The sequence below is a fragment of the Veillonella sp. T34266-5 genome (assembly GCF_002959815.1).
GTDB lineage: Bacteria > Bacillota > Negativicutes > Veillonellales > Veillonellaceae > Veillonella > Veillonella atypica.
On the sequence record NZ_PPCZ01000003.1, the window covers coordinates 77,351 to 101,713 of the forward strand.

At 40.0% G+C, this 24,363-nt stretch carries 23 protein-coding genes; 5 read left to right on the plus strand and 18 right to left on the minus strand.

The window, feature by feature from the left end; genetic code table 11:
* Positions 1-6: 6 nt before the first annotated feature.
* The 7 genes from VIHSUH07_RS01305 to VIHSUH07_RS01335 all read right to left on the minus strand — a co-directional run bounded on the left by VIHSUH07_RS01305 (position 7) and on the right by VIHSUH07_RS01335 (position 6,951).
* Positions 7-201: an AtpZ/AtpI family protein gene (locus VIHSUH07_RS01305; RefSeq protein ID WP_105083664.1), complete on the minus strand. Its 195-nt coding sequence runs from the start codon at positions 199-201 to the stop codon at positions 7-9.
* Position 202: 1 nt separating this feature from the next.
* Positions 203-1,345 (minus strand): non-hydrolyzing UDP-N-acetylglucosamine 2-epimerase, encoded by a 1,143-nt coding sequence (gene wecB / locus VIHSUH07_RS01310; protein ID WP_105083593.1) that lies wholly within the window; start codon positions 1,343-1,345, stop codon positions 203-205.
* A gap of 56 nt (positions 1,346-1,401) precedes the next feature.
* Complete coding sequence (locus VIHSUH07_RS01315) at positions 1,402-2,556, minus strand: glycosyltransferase family 4 protein (protein ID WP_105083594.1); 1,155 nt, start codon at positions 2,554-2,556, stop codon at positions 1,402-1,404.
* Between the two features lie 46 nt (positions 2,557-2,602).
* Complete coding sequence (locus VIHSUH07_RS01320) at positions 2,603-3,961, minus strand: PFL family protein (RefSeq protein WP_009661679.1); 1,359 nt, start codon at positions 3,959-3,961, stop codon at positions 2,603-2,605.
* Between the two features lie 10 nt (positions 3,962-3,971).
* Complete coding sequence (locus VIHSUH07_RS01325; RefSeq protein ID WP_016476477.1) at positions 3,972-4,247, minus strand: ACT domain-containing protein; 276 nt, start codon at positions 4,245-4,247, stop codon at positions 3,972-3,974.
* A gap of 121 nt (positions 4,248-4,368) precedes the next feature.
* Positions 4,369-6,015 carry a phosphoglucomutase gene (locus VIHSUH07_RS01330; RefSeq protein WP_105083595.1) on the minus strand — a complete coding sequence of 549 codons (1,647 nt, stop codon included), beginning with the start codon at positions 6,013-6,015 and terminating at the stop codon, positions 4,369-4,371.
* Between the two features lie 15 nt (positions 6,016-6,030).
* Positions 6,031-6,951, minus strand: coding sequence for a YitT family protein (locus VIHSUH07_RS01335; RefSeq protein ID WP_105083596.1), 921 nt, complete (start codon positions 6,949-6,951; stop codon positions 6,031-6,033).
* A 195-nt stretch (positions 6,952-7,146) separates the two neighbouring features.
* Between VIHSUH07_RS01335 and ispE the strand changes: the two genes are divergently transcribed.
* The 4 genes from ispE to VIHSUH07_RS01355 all read left to right on the plus strand — a co-directional run bounded on the left by ispE (position 7,147) and on the right by VIHSUH07_RS01355 (position 11,808).
* Entirely contained in the window at positions 7,147-8,043 is an 897-nt protein-coding gene (ispE, locus tag VIHSUH07_RS01340; protein ID WP_105083597.1) for a 4-(cytidine 5'-diphospho)-2-C-methyl-D-erythritol kinase, read from the plus strand.
* Positions 8,040-8,738, plus strand: coding sequence for a GntR family transcriptional regulator (locus VIHSUH07_RS01345; protein WP_105083598.1), 699 nt, complete (start codon positions 8,040-8,042; stop codon positions 8,736-8,738). The genes ispE and VIHSUH07_RS01345 overlap by 4 nt, the downstream gene beginning before the upstream one ends.
* 153 nt (positions 8,739-8,891) lie before the next feature.
* Positions 8,892-10,352, plus strand: a complete 1,461-nt coding sequence (locus tag VIHSUH07_RS01350) for an alanine/glycine:cation symporter family protein (protein WP_105083599.1) — start codon at positions 8,892-8,894, stop codon at positions 10,350-10,352.
* Positions 10,353-10,551: 199 nt separating this feature from the next.
* Positions 10,552-11,808 (plus strand): Glu/Leu/Phe/Val family dehydrogenase, encoded by a 1,257-nt coding sequence (locus VIHSUH07_RS01355; RefSeq protein ID WP_105083600.1) that lies wholly within the window; start codon positions 10,552-10,554, stop codon positions 11,806-11,808.
* A gap of 83 nt (positions 11,809-11,891) precedes the next feature.
* On the opposite strand, the gene VIHSUH07_RS01360 is transcribed toward VIHSUH07_RS01355, so the two are convergent.
* From VIHSUH07_RS01360 to VIHSUH07_RS01390, 7 genes are all read right to left on the minus strand, one after another.
* Positions 11,892-12,383 (minus strand): QueT transporter family protein, encoded by a 492-nt coding sequence (locus tag VIHSUH07_RS01360; protein WP_009661691.1) that lies wholly within the window; start codon positions 12,381-12,383, stop codon positions 11,892-11,894.
* A 628-nt stretch (positions 12,384-13,011) separates the two neighbouring features.
* Positions 13,012-13,701: a 7-cyano-7-deazaguanine synthase QueC gene (gene queC / locus VIHSUH07_RS01365; protein WP_105083601.1), complete on the minus strand. Its 690-nt coding sequence runs from the start codon at positions 13,699-13,701 to the stop codon at positions 13,012-13,014.
* An 87-nt stretch (positions 13,702-13,788) separates the two neighbouring features.
* Positions 13,789-14,544: an exodeoxyribonuclease III gene (locus VIHSUH07_RS01370; RefSeq protein ID WP_105083602.1), complete on the minus strand. Its 756-nt coding sequence runs from the start codon at positions 14,542-14,544 to the stop codon at positions 13,789-13,791.
* A 45-nt stretch (positions 14,545-14,589) separates the two neighbouring features.
* The gene (locus VIHSUH07_RS01375; RefSeq protein ID WP_005383988.1) at positions 14,590-14,826 is read right to left on the minus strand and encodes a hypothetical protein; all 237 of its coding nucleotides are present in this window, start codon (positions 14,824-14,826) and stop codon (positions 14,590-14,592) included.
* A complete protein-coding gene (locus VIHSUH07_RS01380) occupies positions 14,823-15,638 on the minus strand; it encodes a sulfurtransferase (RefSeq protein ID WP_005377087.1) in 816 nt (271 codons plus the stop codon). Before VIHSUH07_RS01380 ends, VIHSUH07_RS01375 begins: the two co-directional genes overlap by 4 nt.
* Positions 15,639-15,728: 90 nt before the next feature.
* Complete coding sequence (locus VIHSUH07_RS01385; RefSeq protein WP_105083603.1) at positions 15,729-16,127, minus strand: (deoxy)nucleoside triphosphate pyrophosphohydrolase; 399 nt, start codon at positions 16,125-16,127, stop codon at positions 15,729-15,731.
* Between the two features lie 14 nt (positions 16,128-16,141).
* Positions 16,142-19,042: a DEAD/DEAH box helicase gene (locus VIHSUH07_RS01390; protein WP_105083604.1), complete on the minus strand. Its 2,901-nt coding sequence runs from the start codon at positions 19,040-19,042 to the stop codon at positions 16,142-16,144.
* Positions 19,043-19,300: 258 nt separating this feature from the next.
* Between VIHSUH07_RS01390 and VIHSUH07_RS01395 the strand changes: the two genes are divergently transcribed.
* Positions 19,301-20,233 (plus strand): DUF3829 domain-containing protein, encoded by a 933-nt coding sequence (locus VIHSUH07_RS01395; protein WP_105083605.1) that lies wholly within the window; start codon positions 19,301-19,303, stop codon positions 20,231-20,233.
* Positions 20,234-20,298: 65 nt separating this feature from the next.
* Here the strand turns inward: VIHSUH07_RS01395 and VIHSUH07_RS01400 are convergent, their stop codons facing one another.
* From VIHSUH07_RS01400 to VIHSUH07_RS01415, 4 genes are all read right to left on the minus strand, one after another.
* On the minus strand, positions 20,299-21,051 hold the full coding sequence (locus tag VIHSUH07_RS01400; protein WP_233187786.1) for an ABC transporter substrate-binding protein: 753 nt from the start codon (positions 21,049-21,051) through the stop codon (positions 20,299-20,301).
* A gap of 117 nt (positions 21,052-21,168) precedes the next feature.
* A complete protein-coding gene (locus VIHSUH07_RS01405) occupies positions 21,169-21,990 on the minus strand; it encodes an ABC transporter ATP-binding protein (RefSeq protein WP_105083606.1) in 822 nt (273 codons plus the stop codon).
* A complete protein-coding gene (locus VIHSUH07_RS01410) occupies positions 21,983-22,780 on the minus strand; it encodes an ABC transporter ATP-binding protein (protein ID WP_005384001.1) in 798 nt (265 codons plus the stop codon). Before VIHSUH07_RS01410 ends, VIHSUH07_RS01405 begins: the two co-directional genes overlap by 8 nt.
* A 12-nt stretch (positions 22,781-22,792) precedes the next feature.
* Positions 22,793-24,358 carry an ABC transporter substrate-binding protein gene (locus tag VIHSUH07_RS01415; RefSeq protein WP_105083607.1) on the minus strand — a complete coding sequence of 522 codons (1,566 nt, stop codon included), beginning with the start codon at positions 24,356-24,358 and terminating at the stop codon, positions 22,793-22,795.
* Positions 24,359-24,363 lie beyond the last annotated feature (5 nt).

Below are 24,363 nucleotides of genomic sequence, written 5' to 3' on the forward strand. Positions count from 1 at the left end.
ACCTCACTATTTAACCTGTTTATATAACATATAAAAGCCTGTTACGGCACCGATTAAGCCGAGAATAACCATGCATAGTGGCATGCTATCCATCCATGTATCCAGTTTATATCCAATCCAGATAAATCCACCGATACAAAATAGCAGGGTCAGCCCTGCCGATGTTGCCATCGCCAGAGCTTTCACCATATCCTTGTCCATATTATTTACCAAATCGATCTGGTCGATTAGCATCGCCTAAGAACTCATGACGCAACGCTTGTAAAATACGTTCAGATGCCTTGCCATCACCATAAGGGTTAACAGAATTTGACATTGTCTTATAGGCTGCTTCATCGTGTAATAGCTCATAAGCAGCTTTATATACCGCCTCTTTATCAGTACCTACAAGGCGAACTGTACCAGCATCAACAGCCTCTGGACGTTCTGTAGTATCGCGCAATACGAGAACCGGTTTACCAAGAGCCGGAGCCTCTTCTTGAATCCCGCCAGAATCTGTAAGAATTAAGTAGGACTTAGCCATCAAGTTTGCAAACGGTTCATAATCTAGAGGATCGATGAGCGTTACGCGATCCACATCGCCTAATTCCTCTTGAACCACTTGACGAACCTTAGGATTTTTATGTACTGGGAACACCACTTGAATATCGTCAAAATCGTTTAATAAGTCACGAATCGCTTGGTATACATGACGCATAGGTTCACCGAGGTTTTCACGACGATGTGTGGTAACAAGAACTGTGCGCTTATTAGGATCAAGTGCATTAATAGCAGCATCATCGAATACATAGTTGTCTTTTACCGTTGTATCTAGTGCATCAATTACGGTATTACCTGTTACATACAGGTGTTCTGTATTAATATTTTCTCGTTTTAAATTCGCTTCAGAACTAGCGGTAGGTGCAAAATGATATGTTGCCAAGGAACCTGTTAATTTGCGGTTCATCTCTTCTGGGAATGGAGAGTAAATATCACCTGTACGAAGGCCTGCCTCTACATGACCTACTGGGATTTCTTGGTAAAAGGATGCCAACGCACCTGCAAAGGTTGTTGTCGTATCACCATGAACGAGTACGACATCAGGTTTTGCTTCTTCTAAAACGGATTTTAATCCCATCAATGCACGATTTGTTACATCATACAACGTTTGACCTTGGCTCATGATATTCAAATCATAATCAGGCGTAATGTCAAACAGGCGCAACACTTGGTCGAGCATATCTCTATGTTGTGCTGTTACAGTTACAATTGGCTCCATATCTGGTGCCGCTTCTAAGGCTTTTACTAGCGGAGCCATTTTGATTGCCTCTGGTCTTGTACCAAAGATAGTCATTACTTTCAACATTTACTCATCCTCCACAGAGTCTAATAAAAAAGGGGCGCAATGCGCCCCTACATTGGTTACTCTTTTTTAGAGTCATCATCTGAATGCTCTAATGCTTTTGCCAATTCTTTGCGATCAAACGAAATAGTTTCATCTAAATCGCTACGTTCAATTGTAGGGCGTGGTAAGGGATGTCCCGCCGCATCACTATGTGTAATAACACCCAAGCGACGAGCCACATAGATACTACATAGGAAAATGGCCAAGACTAGTACACAACCAATCCAAGCATTAACCTCTGCAACGATAACCGAAACACCACCAAAGATAGCTGTAACGGCATACATCATCAATACTGCTTGTTTTTGAGATAATCCTTGTGCCAACAAACGATGGTGTACATGACCTTTATCGGGTTTAAAGATAGGTCTTCCACTAATCTTACGGCGTACGATAGCAAACAATGTATCTAATATAGGTAAACCAAGAACGATAGCTGGTACAACTAAAGCAATAGTAGCTGCCGTTTTAACGGTACCCATAACAGATATAGCTGCTAAAGTATAGCCAAGGAGCATCGATCCAGTATCCCCCATGAATATCTTAGCGGGATTAAAATTATACCGCAAGAAACCTACCGTAGCACCTGCAAGAGCCAATGCGATACAAGCTAAATCAATTTGACCTAATTGTAATGTCATCGCACATACGGCAATACAAGCGATAAAGGAAATCCCTGCTGCCAAGCCATCAAGCCCATCGATAAGATTGACAATATTTGTAAATCCTACAATCCAGAATATGGTCAACGGAATGGCCCAATACTTCAAATAAACGACACCACCCCAAGGGAGGTTGATAAAGTCTACGCGAATATCATAGGCCACAAGAATGGCGGCAGCAATAATTTGCCCCATCAATTTCGTCTTCGGTTCAATTTGTCGGATATCGTCCCAAATACCAACAAGTACTAAAATTACAGTACCCAATACGAACCCGAATAATTTATGGTCATGAGGAATACTGTTATTAAATAGCACAGATCCCATATAACCAAGAAAAATAGCCAATCCACCAAGACGGGGAATAGCACCATGATGCACTTTACGAGCATCAGGTTTATCAATGGCCCCTACGGCAACAGCAAATCGCTTAACCAAGGGGGTTAGTGCAAAGGTTATGACGAGAGCCAACACAAAGGCCCACACATAATCAGGCACATACTCACTCATAAGTACACCTCCAACAACTCGAATTCAATAAATTCGAGGCTTCAACTTAGTTTGTTAAGCTGCGAATAGGTGCTGGAATACGACCGCCACGAGCAATAAACTCAGCCGCACTGTATGGGCTTACTTCAATAATTGGAGCATAGCCAAGAAGGCCGCCAAATTCAACAACTTCGCCAACGGTTTTACCAGGAACAGGAATAACGCGTACAGCTGTTGTTTTATTATTAATCATGCCAATAGCGGATTCATCGGCAATAATAGCAGAGATTGTATCTGCTGATGTATCGCCAGGAATAGCAATCATATCAAGACCTACGGAGCATACACAAGTCATAGCTTCTAATTTATCAAGGGATAGACTACCGCAAGATACAGCATCAATCATGCCTGCATCTTCAGAAACCGGAATGAAAGCACCACTTAAACCGCCTACGTGAGAGGATGCCATAAGGCCACCTTTTTTCACCGCATCGTTTAACAATGCTAATGCTGCTGTAGTGCCATGACAACCACAAGAAGATAAGCCCATTTCTTCAAGTACATGAGCTACGGAGTCACCTACTGCAGGCGTTGGTGCCAAGGACAAGTCGATGATGCCAAATGGTTTACCAAGGCGACGAGATGCCTCTTGCGCTACCAATTGACCAACACGTGTAATTTTGAACGCCGTACGTTTAATAGTTTCGGCCACAACGTCAAATGGTTCACCACGCACTGCTTCAAGAGCATGTTTTACAACACCTGGGCCAGATACACCTACGGAAATAGCGCTATCACCTTCGGTTACACCGAAGAAAGCACCTGCCATAAATGGATTATCTTCTACAGGATTACAGAAAATAACGAGCTTAGCACAACCAAGTGCATCATTATCTTTAGTAAGGTCAGCCGTCTTTTTAACGATAATGCCCATATCACGAACTGCATCCATGTTGATACCTGTTTTAGTGGAACCAACACCAACAGAACTACAAACGATGTCTGTTGTGGCTAACGCTTCAGGAATAGAATCGATAAGAATACGGTCAGCTTTAGTCTCACCTTTCGTAACGAGTGCAGAAAAACCACCGATAAAATTAACACCCACAGTTTTGGCTGCGCGGTCAAGCGCTTCTGCAATTGGTACATAAGATGTTAAATCACTGCCACCAGCCACTAAGGAAATCGGTGTTACAGAAATACGTTTATTGATGATAGGCACACCAAATTCACGCTCAATGTCCTCACCGGTTTTAACCAAATGTTCAGCTTCTTTAGTAATACGGTCATAAATGCGATTGCAGAGTTCTTTACCAGAGCTAGATGCACATTCTAACAAGCTAATGCCCATTGTAATGGTACGCACATCGAGCTTGTTATCATGAATCATCTGATTCGTTTCAAGAATATTGTCAATAGATAACATGTGCGCCTCCCTATCCTACGCGGTGCATACTAAGGAAAATATCAGCATGTTGCGCACGAATTTCTACGCCTAATGTTTTACCTAGTTCGGATAAAGCATCTTGAATAGATGTTAAATCTTTTACGTCGTTAGTTTCGGTTTCACACATCATAATCATATTAAACAAACCATCTAGAATTGTTTGGTTAATAGATAAGATATTTACCTTATGGTCTGCCAAAATACTGCTGACACCAGCAATGATACCTACACGGTCGACACCAACTACGGTAACTACTAATTTCATACAATCACCTTTTCTGACTCACTACAAACTATGTAAATGAAAATTCATTCATTCTATAAACTATATTAATATATTATATCACATATATCATATTAAGAGCGTGAAAACTTTATGAGAATACTCATTCAGTCTCTATGGTGCCATTTAATGCAGCATTGACAATTTCCTCACCTGCAGTGAGTAGTGCCACAAGACCTAAATCGCCTTTGTAACTTTCACCATAAATTTTGTATAAATCTTCTGTACCAGATGGTCTAGCTACGAACCAGCCTTTATCAGTTTCTACGCGTACACCATCGATTGGCATATCATTGTACAATGATGTGGTACGAATATTCGTGATGGGATCACCATCAACAGTAGTGGCAGTAATTAATTCAGCACTCATTTGTTTTAGGATTTGTTTTTGCTCTTTTTTGCATGGTGCATCAATACGGCCAAAACTTGGATTTCCAAACTCCTCAACAAATTCGTCAGCCATTTTTAGTGCAGATTTTCCCATAACGGCCATGATTTCCATACTTAACAAAGCCATAATCATACCATCTTTATCGGTAGTCCAAACAGTGCCATCCTTTTTCAAGAAGGAAGCGCCCGCACTTTCTTCACCACCTATGCCAATGGCTCCATCAAATAAAAGCTGTGAAAAATATTTAAAGCCTACAGGTACTTCAAACACAGGAGTTTCAGCATCAGCAGCCCATTTATCAATCATAGTAGTGCATACGACAGTCTTACCAACACCTTTATTTTTCCATCCGCGCGTGGTAAATAAATAGCGAGCTGCTAATGTTAAAAAGGTATTAGCTGATATAAGTCCACTGGATACTACAATGCCATAACGATCATAATCAGGGTCATTGCCAACTGCTAAATCAAAATCCCCGATTCGATTAATAACCGAAGCCATCACATAAGTGGAAGAACAGTCCATACGAACTTTGCCATCATGGTCGTAAGTCATAAAACTAAAGGTCGGATCATAATCATCATGAATGATGGTTAGATCGAGACCATATCGTTCCTTGATAGCATTCCAATAGCTGGCACCGCTACCACCTAATGTGTCCACCAATACCTTTGGACCGGCCGCTTTAATGGCCTCCATATTAATAACATCGCCTAATTCTTCCACATATAAGCCTTTATAGTCATATGGCACTTGTGCAGTAGGTTCAATATTATCTATGCTAATGCGCTTAAAGTCCTCGCTTTCACAATAGGCAGTCAAATACTCGTTGGCACGCATCTCAATCCATTTTGTCACTACCGTATCAGCAGGACCACCGATAATCGTATTATATTTAATGCCGCCATTATCAGGTGGGTTGTGAGATGGTGTAATAATGATACCGTCCGCCTTATCGTCATGTTCTTCATTGTATCGAATAATAGCGCGTGATACAGAAGGAGTTGGAACGAAATCCATATCACAATCTACCATAGCTGTAACGCCATTACCAGCTAATACCTCAAGCACGGTCACAAGCGCTGGCTGAGATAATGCATGCGTATCTTGGCCTACGAATATAGGCCCAGTAGCACCAAATTGTTTACGACCATCACAAATGGCTTGTGTAATAGCCGCCACATGAAGGTCTGTAAATGTACCATCCACGGAGGTACCACGATGGCCAGATGTACCGAATGAAACCAATTGTGTAGGATTTGTCATATCTGGAACATTATCAAAGTACGCATCTACAATGGTCTGTACATCTATAATATCTTGTTCTTGAACAGGTTTTCCTGCTAATGCATGAGCCATGCTAGCCTCCTTATTCTAATCTTTGTGTTCTATATAATGAGCATTGTCCTTACATTCTTTGACGAGATTTTCTATCGGCGTCGGCACGACAGGCGTAGTGAATCCTTTGCCGATAACCTCTTGTGCATCTGTGATAAGAATGAAAGCCTCATTATCCACTTCTTCTATAACTTCTTTTAATTTATTGACTTGTAGTAAATTAACAGCTACCATTACAATCTGTTTCGGCGTTCTAGTATAAGCACCGATACCATTGATAATCGTCGCACCACGGCCAACCCTACTAATAACCGCATCACAAACCTCATAGGTTCGATAGGTAATGATGAAAGCCACCTTTCGTTGATTAAATCCAATGACGACCTTATTTGTAATAATCGTATATACATACAACGATACGAGTGTAACCGCTACGGCCTCTAAGCCAACCACAAACACTGCTGCTGCTAAGATAGCAGTATTGATGACGCTATTAATGGAGCCCATTTGAAGTCCATAGTATTTTCGAACAATCAATGCTATCGGATCAAGACCACCCGTATTACCGCCAACGCGATACACCATACCAAGGCCTATCCCCGTTGTAATACCAGCCATCATGGAACTCAACAATGGATCAGAAATGACCATATTGTATTGCAAGAAGTCAAAGGCATCTACCATCCAGGACAACATAACGGTACCGTACAAGGTATTGACCACAACGCGCTTACCCAGCCAATGCCAAGCCGCCCAAAATATAGGAATGTTTAAAATCACATTCCATGTACCGACGGAAAGTCCTGTGAGGTAATAGAGTGTAAGACCAATACCACTAATTCCGGTACTCACCAATTTGTGCGGTAACACAAACGCGTCGATGCCAGCGCCAAAAATAGCACAGCCAATGGCAACGATTATGCATTGATATATATCATCCTTATATTTAGACCACATATAGGCCTCCCTAAATTGCCATTTCACTATAAATATTCTATAATTAATTAATTGAATATATAGCATTATCACTATATATTTACATACATATACAGTTTCATCATAAACTACTTAATGTTTATTTTCAATCATTTTTAATCTCATATACGAATGGCATAGAAATTTGTACAAATCATATGTCGCATCGAGGATTTTATGTCAAAAAGTATCGAACAATTAGGTCATAGTAAAATTAATATCGGCCTTGCTATTACTGGTAAACGCGATGACGGATATCACAATATCGACAGTATATTCCAGTCTATTCGTTTAGCGGACTCTATCTACTTTGCCAAACATCACTCTGTTGTATTCTCCGGTGTAGCACCAGAGTTACCACAATATATTCAAGATCTCATCCCCTATGATGAACGCAATTTAGCATTAAAAGCATTGCGCGAAGTACAAAAATATACAGGCTGTAAGGCAGGCGCTGCTATTCACCTCATGAAACGCGTACCCGCAGCGGCAGGTCTTGGCGGTGGCAGCGCAGATGCAGCAGCGATGCTATTAGGTCTCAATAAGTTTTGGGATTTGCGCCTCACCATGGATGAGTTGTTGACATTAGGTGCTAAACTCGGCTCCGATGTACCATTCTTATTAAAAGGTGGCACTGCTCGTGGTACAGGTCGCGGCGAAGAACTCGTCTATCATCCATCACCTGAACCTCATTGGCTATTATTGGTAAAACCTGAAATTTCTGTATCCACTGCAGTAGCCTACGGTCGTTATAACGGCCAGTCCAACGCCACATCAGATACAATTACTAATGTATTACACCATTTGGAACAAAATGATATGTATGGGGCTTTCACAAATAGCGCTAATACATTTGAAGAATTATTATTTCCTGATCACGACGAACTGATTACGTGTAAAGAGTTCTTTACGAGCCGTGACTATCCAACCATCATGACCGGTAGTGGCCCTACCATGGTTGTCTTATTAGAAAAACCGGCTCAAGCATTGTCCTTACAAGAAGAGATCAAAAAAGCTGGTCATAACTGGCTTTCACTAATTACAAAAACCTGCACACAGGAGGAGGTACAATGACAAAACGATTGCAACCTATACGTCTAGATGCCTATAAACCATTAAGCGAAGTAGTGAGTGAAACATTACGCTCGGCCATTCAGGACGGTACCCTTAAACCGGGCGAGCGCCTCATGGAAATTCCTCTCGCCGAAGAACTCGGTGTGAGCAGAACCCCTATCCGCGAAGCTATTCGCAAACTCGAACTTGAGGGATTCGTCGTAATGGTTCCACGTCGCGGTACCTATGTGGCAAATATTTCGTTAAAGGATATTACCCAAGTATTCGAAATCCGTTCCGCTCTTGAAGAATTAGCCGCTGGTCTTGCAGCAGAGCGCATTACAAGCGATGAAATAGAAACGTTAGAGCGCATGCTCGTGGAAATCGGCGATCACATGGAAAACAAAGATATGGATAGTGTAGTAGCCGCAGACGTAGCATTTCATGAGGTCCTCTACAAGGCTTCCCGTAATGAACGCTTAGCAGACATCGTCCACAACTTGCGCGAACAAACATACCGATTCCGCAGTTTTTCCATGAACCAACCAGGCCGGTTACGCAAAACGTGGGAAGAGCATCGCCTCTTGGTCGAAGCCATCGCATCCCATAACGCGGTACAAGCTCGTAAACTAGCGCGTATCCACATGGAACATTCTGAACAAACCTTATTACAAGGCATGGAGGATGCCAAGTCCTTTAGTACAGAGGATATATAATACTAGAAACTCCTAGATGACTACATACTACACGCATACATAGATATAAATTGTATTTATGTATGCGTGTTTGTTATATTCTATAGAAGAATGTTTCATTTTTTGGTACAATAGATACAAATTTTATAGTGTTATTAAAGAAAGGTGAGTTTTATGGAAGCTCTACTCAATGATGCAGTCTCCACGGTCAATACCTACCTGTGGAACTACTTGATCATCTTTATTCTCATCGGTGCTGGTCTCTTCTTTACAATGACCACTGGTGCCGTCCAAATCCGCATGTTTAAGGAAATGGTTCGCCTTGTCGCGTCTGGCGCTGGTTCTAAAACAGAAAAGAACCATGTATCCTCATTCCAAGCATTCTGCGTTAGTACCGCATCTCGCGTAGGTGTTGGTAACATCGCTGGTATCGCTATCGCCGTTGTACTCGGCGGTCCTGGCGCCGTGTTCTGGATGTGGGTTATCGCCCTTATCGGTGCTGCTACTGGCTTTATTGAAAGTACACTCGCTCAAATTTACAAGGAACCTGTTGCCAAAGGCGGTTTCTACGGCGGTCCTGCCTACTATATCCGCTATGGTCTTAACAACAAATTTCTAGCAGTTTTATTCGCTATTTTAATCAGCATTACCTATGGTTGGATTTACAACTCTGTACAAGCCAACACATTGGCTGCATCCCTTCAAATTTTCAATTTTGATGTAGCCTATACGGGTATTGTTGTAGCCGTACTTGTTGGTCTTATCATCTTTGGTGGTATTAGCCGCGTTGCCAAAGCATCTGAAATTATCGTTCCAATCATGGCTGTTCTTTACATTGCGACTGCCTTATTCGTAGTCATCTCCAATATCAGCCAATTCCCTCATGTAATCTATACAATCGTTACATCTGCATTTGAACCATCTGCAGCCGGTGGCGGTCTATTAGGCGCTACTGTAATGAACGGTATTAAACGTGGTCTATTCTCCAACGAAGCCGGTGAAGGTTCTGTACCAAATGCAGCTGCAACAGCCGCTGTTAATCACCCTGTAGAACAAGGCCTTGTTCAAGCATTCGGTGTATTCCTAGATACATTCATTATCTGTACAGCATCTGCGTTTATCGTTCTCATGGTTGGCGACTATAGCACAACCGGTCTTACAGGTGTAGCACTTGTGCAACACAACCTAGCTCAAGAGCTTGGTTCCTGGGCACCTACTGCTGTTGCTGTATTCATCGTAATGTTCTCCTTTAGTTCCCTTATCGGTAACTACTATTATGGTGAAATCAACATTAGCCACTTAACAGACAAAAAATATTGTCTCCATTTATTCCGTATCGGCGTAGTCCTAATGACATTCATCGGCTCTATCGCATCCCTTGATCTTGTATGGAACTTAGCCGACTTATTCATGGCGTTCTTAGTGTTAACAAACATTAGCTCCATCGTTCGTATGGGACGTACCGCAGGTCTTGCGCTTGATGATTACATCAAACAACGTAAAGCCGGTATCGATACCCCTGTATTTAACCGTTCCGTTCTTAATCATACATTCGGTATTGTATGGTGGGGCGAAGGTCAAACTACAGATTCCTCTGTACCTGCTACACCTGTAGAAGATACAATCGAAAAATAATATATACCGATTCTTAGGGTCTTTATTCTTTGGAATAAGGGCCCTATTTTTTGTGAAAGCTCTAACTATTTACAATCATATCCAACTATAGAATATAGTTAACATTGTATGTAGGGTATTCATTCGTACATGTCGAATACAATAAATAGCAAGACATTTAAACGATCCATTGATTCTGAATTATCAGGAGGACTTTTATATGCAAAACTATAATCCCTATGAAAACATGTTAAACACACTTGATGTAGCGGCCGAAAAGCTTGGCTACACAAGAAATGATTATGAAGTACTACGCCATCCAGAACGAGAACTAAAGGTATCCGTTCCACTCCAACTAGACAATGGCGAAGTCCGCGTATATGAAGGCTATCGTTGCCAACACTCCACATTGCGTGGCAGTGCCAAGGGCGGTCTTCGTTTTCACCCAGATTCTGATGAAAACGAAGTTCGTGCATTAGCGGCTTGGATGACTATAAAAAATGCTATCGCTAATATCCCTTATGGTGGTGGTAAAGGGGGCATCAAGGTTGATCCTAAAACATTGAACCCTCGCGAATTAGAACGGTTAACGCGTAACTTTGTACGTCGCATTGCACCTATCATCGGTGTTAATACCGACGTTCCTGCTCCAGATGTAAATACAAATGCACAAATCATGAGCTGGATTGTTGACGAATACAGCACATTAAAAGGCGAATGGAGCCCAGGTATCGTTACAGGTAAACCTATCGAAGTAGGCGGCTCCCTAGGCCGTAATGAAGCTACCGGACGCGGTTGCCTTATCGCATTGCAATGCTATTTAGCTAAAAAAGGCTTAGATATTAAAAACATGACTGTCGCCGTTCAAGGCTTTGGTAATGTAGGGTCCGTTGGTGCTCGCCTCATTGCAGAAGCGGGTGCTAAGGTTGTAGCTATCGGCGACGTAGCTGTTAATCTATACAATCCAAATGGCCTCGATGTTGAAAAAGCTTATGAATATGCTAATTCTCATGGCCGTTCCTTGGTTGGTTACACCGAGCCAGGCATGACTACCATTACCGGTGAAGAATTGTTAGCCCAAGATGTGGATATCCTCTATCTAGCAGCCCTTGAAAATCAACTTAACAAGGACAACATGGAAAATGTACGTGCTAAGATTATCTTAGAAGGTGCTAATGGTCCAACTACAAATGATGCGGATAAATACTTCTTTGAAAAAGGCATCGATATTATTCCTGACGTACTCGCTAATGGTGGCGGTGTAGTTGTATCCTACTATGAATGGGTACAAAACAAAGCTGGCTTCTACTGGTCCCTCGAAGAGGTAAATGAGCGCCTCACTAGAAATATGCAAAACAGCTTTGAAGCAGTATGGCAAATGCAACAAAAATACAATGTAGCACCTCGCCTAGCTGCATACATGGTAGCCCTCGAACGACTCGTCATCGAAGCAACACTTCGTGGCTACAATTGCTAAGGTTATTCTCCAACAATTCCATATAGTAAAATGACTGGCTTTCCATTGTGAAAGTCAGTCATTTTATATTTCATACTATGTAGTTATTTAATGGCATTCATCAAAGCGGCTACTGTACGGCGAGATGCGAGAGCTTTCACCAATGTAGCACCTACGATGCCTGGGATTGTTTGACCAATCAATAAATTGATCACCAATGCCCAGTACGGAACACCTACGAGTGGACTAAGCCACAATGGCACGCATAATGCAGGTACTAAGATGATTGGCAGCATCGCCCACCATGCGCTAAGTCCAGCACGGCGCATCAATACGATGATACCAGTCGTCAAAATACCAACACCAAAGCCCCCTACCATATCAAGGATGCCAAGGCCACCGAACAAGAAATTAGAAATGAGGTTACCTATGCCCATAGGAACGATTAAGAACGGAAAGGCATAAGCAAGTGCATATAAAGATGTAGCTATACGAATTTGGTACGCACCGAAGGAAATTCCTTGGGTTAGATAAATAAGAACAATATACAATGCTACTACCATAGCAGAAATCGTTAATTTTCGTGTAGAAATCATGCACTCACCTCCTTTTCAATAAAAAAGAGCATGGCAAAACTACCATGCTCGAATGTGCTTATGTTTTCCGTAGTTTTGTTTAGAGACAGGATGGTTTCAAACTGTCTTATGTAGTTGTTCGCCGTTTGGCGGTATGATTATCATATCATAATTCTTTAATTTCGGCTAGGTACTGTAGTGCAGACAGAATTGACTACTTCTACAACCGCTCCAGCTAGCTTAACGGTCTTCGGCCGAGGGCCTCGACCTACTAAAGTCGCTCTGTAGAAGTAGTCAATTCTTTAGCATAACGGTTTATGCTCAATTGCATTCTTTACGCCAACCTAACATCCGCCCGCCAAACGGCGCTCAACTAATAAACGGATTTTCCGCATAGGGCCTTAACCTACTAAAGTCGCTCTGCGAAAGCAATCAATTCTATTGCATAACGGTATATGCTCAATTGCATGCTTTACGTTATGCTAACATTGGTCCGCCAAACGGCGAACATCTATTTTGACGAGTCTTCGGGAGAAGGCCTCGACCTACTAAAGCGCTCTGTGAAAGCAATCAATTCTACGGCATAACGGTTTATGCTCAATTGCATTCTTTACGCTAACCTAACATCCGCCCGCCAAACGGCGCTCAATTAATATGACGGGTCTTCTATGCCGTTGGCGTGGAAGGCTTCTTGGCGGTCGATGCAGGTGCCGCAATGGCCGCACGGGCGTTCACCGCCTTCGTAGCAGGACCAGGTAAGTTGGTACGGCACGCCTAGACGAAGGCCTTCGCGGACTACGTCGGCTTTGTTGCAATTAATGAATGGTGCTTCAAGGGAGCATTCTTGGCCGGAGCCTTCAAAGATGGCATTACCCATAGATGTGTAGAATGTTTCTGTGCAGTCTGGATATGCATTGCCAGCTGCATCATCGGCATGGGCGCCATAATAGATATAACCACAATCAAGGGATAATGCTAAGGATGCCGCAGCGGATAGGAACAGGCCATTTCTAAATGGTACATAGGTGCTAACGGGTCCTTCCCCATGTTCATCTTGTTGTTCCTTGTAGGAACCAGTAGGGACGTCCTCTGTGGACTGCTTCAATAGGGATGAATTACTGAATGCAAACAGTTTTGTTACATCCATCGTTTTGCCTTCTATGCCGTAGTATGATAATACGTTGGCTGCAGCCTCTAATTCCTTGCTATGTTTTTGGCCGTATTGTATGGATAAGGGCACCACATTCTCTTTGCCAAATCGCTCAATGGCGAGCGCCAAACATGTTGTGCTATCTACGCCGCCGCTAAATAATACAACGGCTTTTTGCTTTTGTGCCATCGTTCCTCCTTATGAAAGCCTCATCCGTAGATGAGGCTTTATACGTTAGTATCGATATATGAAGCCAAGCTTTCACCATATCACATATTATAATTCAATATCGAGTTCCACTGGACAATGATCACTACCAAAGATTTGTTGATGGATTTTGGCCTCTTTAATTTTGTCGTCCAACCGTTTAGATGTAATAAAGTAGTCAATTCTCCATCCCACGTTTCTATCGCGAGCCTTGCCCATGTAGGACCACCAGCTATATTCATCAACCGCATCAGGATACAAATAACGGAATGTATCGGTAAAACCAGACTCTAACAATTCTGTCATCTTAGCTCGTTCTTCATCGGAGAAGCCAGCGTTCTTACGATTTGTTTTAGGATTTTTCAAATCGATTTCATTGTGAGCCACATTGAGGTCGCCACAGAGAATAACCGGTTTCTTCTTATCCAATTCTAATAGGTATGCACGGAACGCATCTTCCCAAGTCATACGATAGCCTAAACGCGCCAATTCACGTTGACTATTCGGCGTGTAGCAGCAAACAAGATAAAAATTATCGTATTCAGCAGTAATAACGCGTCCCTCTTGATCATGCTCTTCAATGCCAATACCATTCGTTACAGAAATTGGTTTAACACGCGTGAACACAGCGGTTCCACTATAGCCTTTTTTCACTGCGCTATTCCAAAACTGTTCATAACCTGGTAATTCTAATTCAATTTGATGGGGTTGTAATTTTGTTTCTTGCAAGCAAAAAATATCTGCATCTAATTCGTTAAAGGAATCGATAAAGCCTTTTGTTACAGCTGCACGCAATCCATTTACATTCCAAGATATTAATTTCATTGATACTCCTTATAAGGCATTTATATACAATATTATTTGTGAAAGTTAGCTTTCACGAGCATGTTTATGTTTTCGATCATGCTTAGCTTGAGCGCGTGCTTGTCGCGATGCTTCATTGGCTTTCATTTCATTTTCCTTACGATATCTAAAGTAATTCGCCACAACGGATAACAAAAAGATAATCATAACCGTTACATTGAATAGACCAGCGCCGTAGGTATACAAATGATAGCATAAATAAGCAAATGCAACGACCGATAAAATATGATTTAACATTCTCATAATGTTTCAACCCCCGTTTGAATTGGGAATTCATCATAGGTTACCCAATCACTAGAACTGCCTACATACAAAGCAGAGTTAAGTCCCGCTTCACTCATAACAAGTAGAGCATTACATGCGGTAACACCAGATCCACAATAGGTAACAACAGGTTTTTGTTGATAGATTTCATTGTAGAACTCATTTTCTAAGTCCTTAATAGACCGAGGACCTTCCGAAGTATATCCACTTTCATAAAAATGGTTAACAGCCCCCGGAATATGTCCTGTCATGCCATCCATAACATCGACCACCGAACCATCATAACGTTCTGGTGCGCGAGCATCGACGATAACATGAGAACCGGACTTACTCGCCTCCAATACCTCATTACGACTCATGGTCATATCCGTTTGTAATGTATAGTTAAATGTCGTTGGTTCTGTAGGCAAAGGGGTAGGATCCTTAGTCAACAAATGACCTTCTTTCACCCATCTTTCAATACCGCCAGATAAAACGCGGACATCTTTAAGGCCCATGTAGCGCAAGGTCCACCAGAGACGACCAGCCAAGAAAATCCAAGAATCATAGACAACGACCTTAGAGTTTTCATTAATACCAAATGTCTCGAAGGTTTTCGCCAATTGCTCCATATCCGGCAACGGATGACGTCCCCCATGTTCACCGATAGGGCCGGTCAAATCCTTATCTATATCGACGGGAAAAGCGCCTTTAATATGACCTCGTTTATAATCTTGAAACCCTCTTGCATCGAGGATGATAACCTCATCCATGATAGGTAATAATTCGTTAGGAGTAATGAAATTAGACATAATGACTCCTTTCATGTGATTATATCGAAAAATACAAATCTGTTAATACCATTATATACGAGGGGGCTAGGATATACAAATGAATCTCAATTATAAACGTTTATATAAAGCATCAACTGCCTCTATATCTGCCGGCAACCAATCTACAAAGTACAAAGTCTCCTTAGTCAACCATTTAGCTGCTTCGTGTTCTAACAATGTTACATGTGAGTCTTCTGTTAACGTGCACAAATAGCAATGCATAGTAAGATCAAATTTTTCATAACCATTATAGTTAATAGTAATTAGTCTTTCACCTACATTAATATTGGCTTGTAATTCTTCTTTAATTTCACGAATCAAAGCTTCATCATGCGCTTCTCCAGGTTCAATCTTACCGCCAGGAAATTCCCAACCATCTTTTAAATCACCATATCCTCGTTGAGTCGCTAATATAGCGTTGCCCTTTTGAATTATGGCAGCAACAACTTCTATATGTTTTCTAGTCATAAAATGATTCACACCTATCCATTTAATAAATAATCATATATATCGTCACGTACAGGAACATCTAATCTATACTCAAGCTCTACAGCCTTTGTATCACTTGCCATTGTAATTTCCTCTGCGTTATCTCTCCCCGTCGAGTGAATAGGGCCTAAATAATAAAACTCTTTTGACTCTTCGTCATCTTTATTTTTACGCATAAATAGATGCATTGCTACGCCCAGTTTATCTGCATCAAACGCGGTGGTTACATCATCAGAGGTAAAGGACCGGTTATTTTTAGAAATTGCTTTTAGCAAAGTAGGCGACTCAAATCTATCCTCATATTTTATGCTATCCTGTATTCCTTCATCTTTATGATAGTTTATAAAGAGGGGATACGTCTTAGTATCACGATGATATTTATATCCGCCAATATTTAATGGCACTTCATTTTGTGCCCATTCTAACAATTGACATACTTGCTCATAATTATATTTTTCATAAAGAGCAAATGGCGTTGGTTTCAAGATAGATGGTCTATATTTACTATGATATCTGTCCAAGCCAAACTCTATAAGCTCATTAATATGGTCTCTAAAATAATCATCTTCTAATGCAGTCTTAAAGCAATCAGAAATGGAATAGTCATCGCCATCAGGCGCAATAAAAATACAATCTTTAAACGTCTTTTTAGTTAACGACACAGAGAACTGATTACTTAAAAGATTAATGAGATTAGTTTTTCCGATATCAGACAATTCAACATCATACTCACCTCTTAAAACCTCCGTTACAGATTTAATGATGTTATTCTGTCCCTCTAACAAAAGTCGTAGTGCCAATAAATCTCTAACGCGCATCCCTGTCGCCAATTTTTGAGAGATAAAGTGTAACATCTGTTCCTGAACTGGCGTAAAAACTATCTTATAATCTTTATCCTTTATTTGAGTTAAGAAATGATGATAGGACTTATATTTAGTAAAAATTTTTGTAATATCAATAGATCCGTAATCCTTAAAATCTTTAATTCTAGGAATATGACCCAGCTTATATTTCAAATCTAAATAGGCTTCTTTAATAAGTTTAGCACTACTCAAATTAGCCGTATCTATAGCAGCAAAAATACGTTTTTTAGCTATCGCATCAAAATGAACTGTTGACGTCCCAGGAATAATACGATTACCGGATTGTACATATTTACGTAGTGTATCCTTGTTATAGCTCCTATCACCGGATAAAGCCAACGGTATCATATAGCCATTAGAATAATTACCTATAAAATCTAAGATAACCACATATTCCTTATCTTCAAATTTACGCAATCCACGACCTAACTGCTGAATAAATACAATAGGGCTTTCTGTTTGACGTAACATAATGACTTGGTTTACTTCAGGAATATCTACGCCTTCATTGAAAATATCTACTGTAAATATATAGTCTAGTTGATCATCTACGAAGCCTTGATAAGCTCCAGTACCAGTCAAACGAGCTATAGCATCTTCACGTTTTGCTTGCGAATTATCACCAGTCAACGAAATTGTCCTAAACTTTCTAAGATTAAATGCATCGGATAATTCCTTAGCCTCTTTTTTATTGCTGCAGAACACCAATCCCTTAACGCGACTTCCACTATGGCCAAAATAACGAATTTTCTCTATGATTTTATCAACACGTTCCCCTTCCGATAAGTTGGAGAAACTAATAGTATCCTCTTCAAGATTAATCTCTTTACCATCTATCCAGAGGTCACTTATCCCAAAGTAATGGAATGGACATAATAAGTCCTCCGCTAAAGCCTGTTCTAAACGAATCTCATATACAATATTATGATGAAATAAGTTATATAAATCATATCCATCCGTACGTTCTGGACTAGCAGTCATACCTAATAAGAATTTTGGCTTAAAATAATCAATAATTCTTTGATAACTTTCAGCCCCAGCCCTGTGCACTTCATCGATAATAATACAGTCAAAGTCATCTGGATTATATTTTTGCAAAATCTCATTTCTACCCATCATTTGCATAGTAGAGAATACATAATCCGCATCAAAACGTTTTACATTACCAGAAACAATACCAAAAGAAATGGATTGATCATCAAACACCCGTTGAAAACTACTGAGTGCTTGATTGGCAATTTGCTCGCGATGTACTAGAAATAACAATCGTTTAGGTCGCATTTCTCGCATTGCAAATGCTGCCGCATACGTTTTACCAGTACCAGTGGCAGAAATTAATAAGCCTCTACTTTCATTCTGATGACGTAATTCATTAAAGTTATCTATAAACTGCTGTTGCATTAGATTAGGCTCTAATTTCAACGAGCCTTTTAACTTCACCTGTTCAGCAATATTTTTTAGGGAGAGACGATTAGAGCGTTCCCATCTAGGTCGATACCAAGGCAAGAACTCCGAATATTCCATAGTAAACTCGGAATTCCAATACAATTCAAACTCCTCTAATACTTCTTTAGTATAAGTATCATTTACATTAGATTTGGCCCTAGTATTCCACTCTCTATTTTTCTTAAGTGCATTAATTGTTAAATTAGAACTACCTACAATAATTTGATATGACTGTTCTTGTTTAAAAATATACCCCTTTGTATGAAAACCATGCTTACTACCATTAGTAGTGCAATATACTCGAAGCTCTATATTCTTTAACTGTCCTAAATCATCTAATACTTTAGGGTTATTAAATCCAAGATAATCCGTCGTTAAAATACGCCCCTTTACACCTCGTCCTTCTAATTCTTTCAAAATTGGTTTTAGAACTAATAATCCATCGTCTGTTATAAAAGCAACACTAATAAGAAACTCATCACAGCTTCGTAAGCCATCTTCAATAGCAGATAAAACATTACGACCTTCCCCATTAGCAATGAGCTCTGTTGTAAAAAAGTTATTCATAATCTTAGAATCTTGCATTGTATACTCCCTTATACGATCATATATATACCATTATAGCAGCCTACAAGTTTTACTCCCAGAGTTATGCATTAAAACAAAATTTGATAATAATTTATATATGATTTGTATATATTATTCATATTTATTTAATAATTATCAGTTATATGTATCTTTTTTGCCCCTTTAATCTATGCTATAATAATACTGATATCAACTGTATAGAATATAAAGTATAGATATTTTTTCACAAACACGTTTTATAAGGAGTATTGGCAATTGAAAAAGGGTTATATTAAATTAATCTTAGCCGTAATTCTAGGAATTGCTGTTATTGGTGGTGGGATTTATTTCGCTTATCATTTCCTATCCAATAAAGCAACTACAATATTATATCGCTCTACAATTGAGGACAAGATCAATGCCTTACGACCTTATATTGAGGCTGCTGATACATTTAATTTGAATAGTGTTGCCTATACCTATCAAATACAACCAACCCTTGAAGAATTGCGCAATCATACACATAATACGTCTGTAACATTACCTGACTATAAGAAATTAAAAGCTCAGCTTGAAGCAGCTAAAGAAGAAAGCTCTACACCATATGAGGATGTAAATAAAGCGACAGATGAGTTACTTACCATCTTATCGCAATTAATTCCTGTAGCTGACCAACTTCAAAACTACTATACAGATCGAACTTTTGAAAAAGATAATTTTGTAGGCAGTGATAACTTAGCTAGCCAATATGTACCATTAGCAGATCAATTCAATGCAGCCTATAATGCATACGATTTAGCACTTGAAAATCGTAATAACGAATTATATACAGAACGCATGAAAGAATTTGCTGATGAAAACAGAGTCAATGCAGTTAATTTTATTGAATTAAATATACTATTATCTCAAACCATAGATATTATCGATCCTGATGGTAATACAGATACACAAAAGGTCGAAACCAATCTACAAGAAATTACAAAACGCTTGAATGACTTGCAACCGGGTACAAAACCAGAAACGCAAGCTGCGGTTAAACAATATCAAGATGCTGTAAAAGAATTTATTGCAGAAGCAAGAAATTACATCATTATCAACTCCTCCTATGGCGAAGCATATACGCAATTATATGTAAAATATAATCGCATGATTGGCCGTGCTAACGAGGTGGATATGAATGACCTCGATGCAGTAGACAGCAAAAAATAATAATTGAACAACACAAAGGACCAGCCTTATAGCTGGTCCTTTTATTGTGTCTAAATCAATACTACTTATTCTTTTTTCAAATCTTTCGTGATTACATAGTATTCACTAGGTGATGTGTGAATACCCTTTAGATAGCTTTTACCAATCATATTAATCTTAGGATATCCAAGGAATATGGTAGCATTTTCATCGAGCAAAATTTGTTGGGCATTGATGATAGCATTGCGTGCGATTGTAGCATCTAGCGTAGAGCCTGCAAGTGCCGTAAGTTCATCAAAACGGGAGTTATTAAATCCAGAACCATTATTCGGATTATCTCCATCGATATTACTACCCCAATATTGTTTTAAAAACCACACAGGGTCACCCGTATTAGCAGTAACGACACTAGAAACCAATAAATCATAATCACCGGTTTTAGCTAGTTCATCAAGCATCGTATAATCGACAATTTTAATCTGTACGTCAATACCAATTTTCTTATAATCCGCCTGCATTGCTTCCGCATAAAGCGTCAATTCAGGTCTTGATGTATAAGTATATAAAACTAGCGAGAGATTTTGACCATTTTTATCTACAAGGCCATCCCCATTGGTATCTGTCCAACCAGACTTAGCTAATAAAGTTTTAGCCTTATTAGGATCATATGGATTGGTATCCTTTAATTGTTTAAATCCATAATCAAGGCTAGGCGGCAATGGTGCCTTACCAGCTATGAATGTATTTTTCAAAAGGTTTTTAGCATAGCTATCACGATCTATGCCAGCAATAAGAGCAGACCTCAAATTAGAATCCTTCAATTCACCTTTTTGACTCATACGCGTAAAATATCTTTATCATATCCTATTTATCGAAAGTTCTCAATCATCTAATATATATTTAGCAAATAGAAAAGATAAAAGCCTTCGCATACGCGAAGGCTTTCACCAATAAGATTATATATTTGTATCATTAGTAATGGTATCCATCGATAATGGATTGTGTGGTTTACCAATTTCAAAAATAGAACTCAATAACACCTTTGTATATGGATGTTTAGCATCTGCTAGATGGAACGCATCTAGTTCTTCAACGATAGCCCCTTTATACATGACTACAACCTTATGGCACATAGTACGAATGAAAGCAATATCATGAGCGATGAACAAATATGTTAAATTCCGTTTCTTTTGCAATCTAGCGAGTAGATAGGCAATAGAGTCTTGCACAGATACATCAAGGGCACTCGTTGCCTCATCGAATACGAGGATTTCAGGTTCCAAAACGATAGCTCGTGCAATAGCTACACGTTGACGTTGACCACCAGACATCTCATGAGGAAATCGATGCATGAACTCGCGCGGTAAATCTACCATTTCAAGATAATCACCAGCGATTTGTTCTTCTTTTCCCTTTTCAAGAAGCCCAAAATTATATAGTGGTTCAAGGATAATATCCTTAACCTTCATGCGTGGGTTAAATGCAGCAGATGGATCTTGGAATACCATTTGAATTTTTTTACGGTATTCCTTTGTTTGTTCTGCATTCATATGTTGAATTTCAACACCATCGACATAGATTTCACCTTCTGTAATAGGCAACATTTTCATAATCATACGAACCAATGTTGTTTTACCAGAGCCGGATTCACCTACAATACCAAGAGATTCCCCTTTTTCAAGGGTGATATTGATATTTTTACATGCCTCAAGTTCGCCACCAGTAGGAAGTGGGAATCGTTTATATACATTTTTAATTTCTACTGCGTAGTTAGTCAATGTAACGACCTCCTTCCAATGTTGGTACCGCATCTTTTAGTTGTTTTGTGTATTCATTAGATGGGTTTTCTAAGATTTCTTGTGGCGTACCTGCATCTACAACACGGCCCTTTTTCATAACGATGATGTAATCGGACATATACGCCGCCACACCAAGGTTATGGGTTACCATAACGATAGCGGAATTATGCACTTTAGATAATTCCATCATTTGCATAACAACTTGAGATTGTGTTGTCACGTCTAGAGCAGATGTTGGTTCATCACCGATGAGTAATGCTGGGTCTAATGCTAATGCCATGGCAATACCAACACGTTGGCGTTGACCGCCAGACAGCTCATGTGGATAGCGGCGAAGGATATCTGCGCAATTAGGTAACGCAACAGACTCTAATAATTCAATAGCACGACGATCACATTCGTCATTGGAGATTTCAATGTGAGCTTTGAATAGTTCTCTAAATTGTTTACCAATGCGTACAATCGGATCGAGTGCACTACCGCTATCTTGGAAAATCATGGCCATGTCTTTGCCACGTATGGATCTCCATTCTGACTTAGATAGGGTGCGAAGGTCTTGACCATTAAAGATCATTGTACCATCTGTGACCTCACCACCTGCAGGCAACAAACCCATAAGGGCCCGGATCACAGTAGTCTTACCGGATCCAGATTCCCCTACAATGGTCAATACCTTACCGCGTTCCAAGGTAAAGTTTACATCCATAACAGCAGGCACACCTTGGTACGCGATGTTAAGGTTCTCTACAGTTAGTATGTTTTCTGCCATTATAGCTCCTTATTATTTTGTAATTTTATTAGTAATCCAGTAGTAGTCACTTGGGTACATGACAGCACCTTTCAAGTAAGAACCAGTAACGATATTAGTTTTAGGGTAACCTAAGAACAATGCAGCGCCATCATTCATCAATAATTGTTGAATTTGAATTGCATAGTCACGACGTTTTGCAGGATCAAATTCAGTTTCAGCAGCATCTAACAATTGGTCAACTTGAGGATTAGAGTAACCAGAACCATTTTGTGGGTTGGAACCATCGATATTAGTATGCCAATAGTTAGACAAGAACCAGATTGGGTCACCTGTATTAGCAGTTACGATATTGGAGATAAGCATATCATAGTCGCCATCTTGACCCATTTTATCAATCAAGTTATAGTCAACTGTTTTGATTTTCATGTCGATACCCACTTTTTTAAGGTCTGCTTGAACAGCTTCGGCATAAAGTGGTAATTCTGCACGAGAGTTATATACAACGAAGTTGAATGTTAACGGTTTACCATCTTTATCAAGGATGCCGTCCCCATCAGTATCTTTCCAGCCATCTTCTGCTAACAATTGTTTAGCACGATCTACATTATATGCATTAGGATCTTTCAAATCTTTGAAGCCATAGTCCATGGATGGTGGAATTGGAGCGGAACCAGGAATGAATGTGCCTTTTAGCAATACATCGGCATAGTTTTTACGATCTGTTGCGGAAATAACAGCTGCACGTACTTTGTCATCACCAAGAACACCTTTTTGGTTAATACGAGCCAATACTACGCGAAGAGATGCGATTTCATCAACCTTGAACTTATCGTTATTTTGGAATAAGCCGATTTCACCAGCACCGATGTTAACAGCCATATCTACGTCGCCAGATTGTAAGCTCATAGCACGCGTATTAGGATCATCGATGGAAGGAATTTCTACAGTTTTGAATGGTACTGCACCATCCCAATAGTTTTCGTTAGCAGCCATTTCAGCGCGTTCTTTAGTGAAAGATTTAACTACGTATGGGCCTGTACCGATAGGACCTTCCTTCGCAAAGTTGCGTCCGTCTTTTTCAGATTGTACATCGACGATAAGGAACAATGGATCCGCTAAAAGCCCAGGCATATTAGGATATTCTTTTGTTGTATGAATAACTAATTGTTGACCATTAGCTTCCATAGAGTCATATTCGAAGAATGTTTTCGCACGATTGGATTTTTCAAAAGCCCGTTCGATAGATGCTTTAACTGCTGCAGCATCAACTTTCTTACCATTGGAGAACTTTACCTTATCGTTGATGGTAAACGTCCATGTTTTATGGTCTGGAGATACTTCCCATTTAGAAGCAATCCAAGGTTGTGGCTTCATTTGTTCGTCAAATTTAGCCAATGTTTCACCTACACCATAACGCATTACAACCCATGCGAAGAAGTTTTCTGTAGGTTCTAATGTAGATGCAAAGTTAGTTACGCCAACCTTTAATACGTCCTTGTTATCAGCACCATTATTGGAGCCACAACCTGCGATAAAGGAGCCCATCATTACGATACTAAGGCCTGCTAACAGCGCTTTTTTCCAAGATTTTTTCATTTACA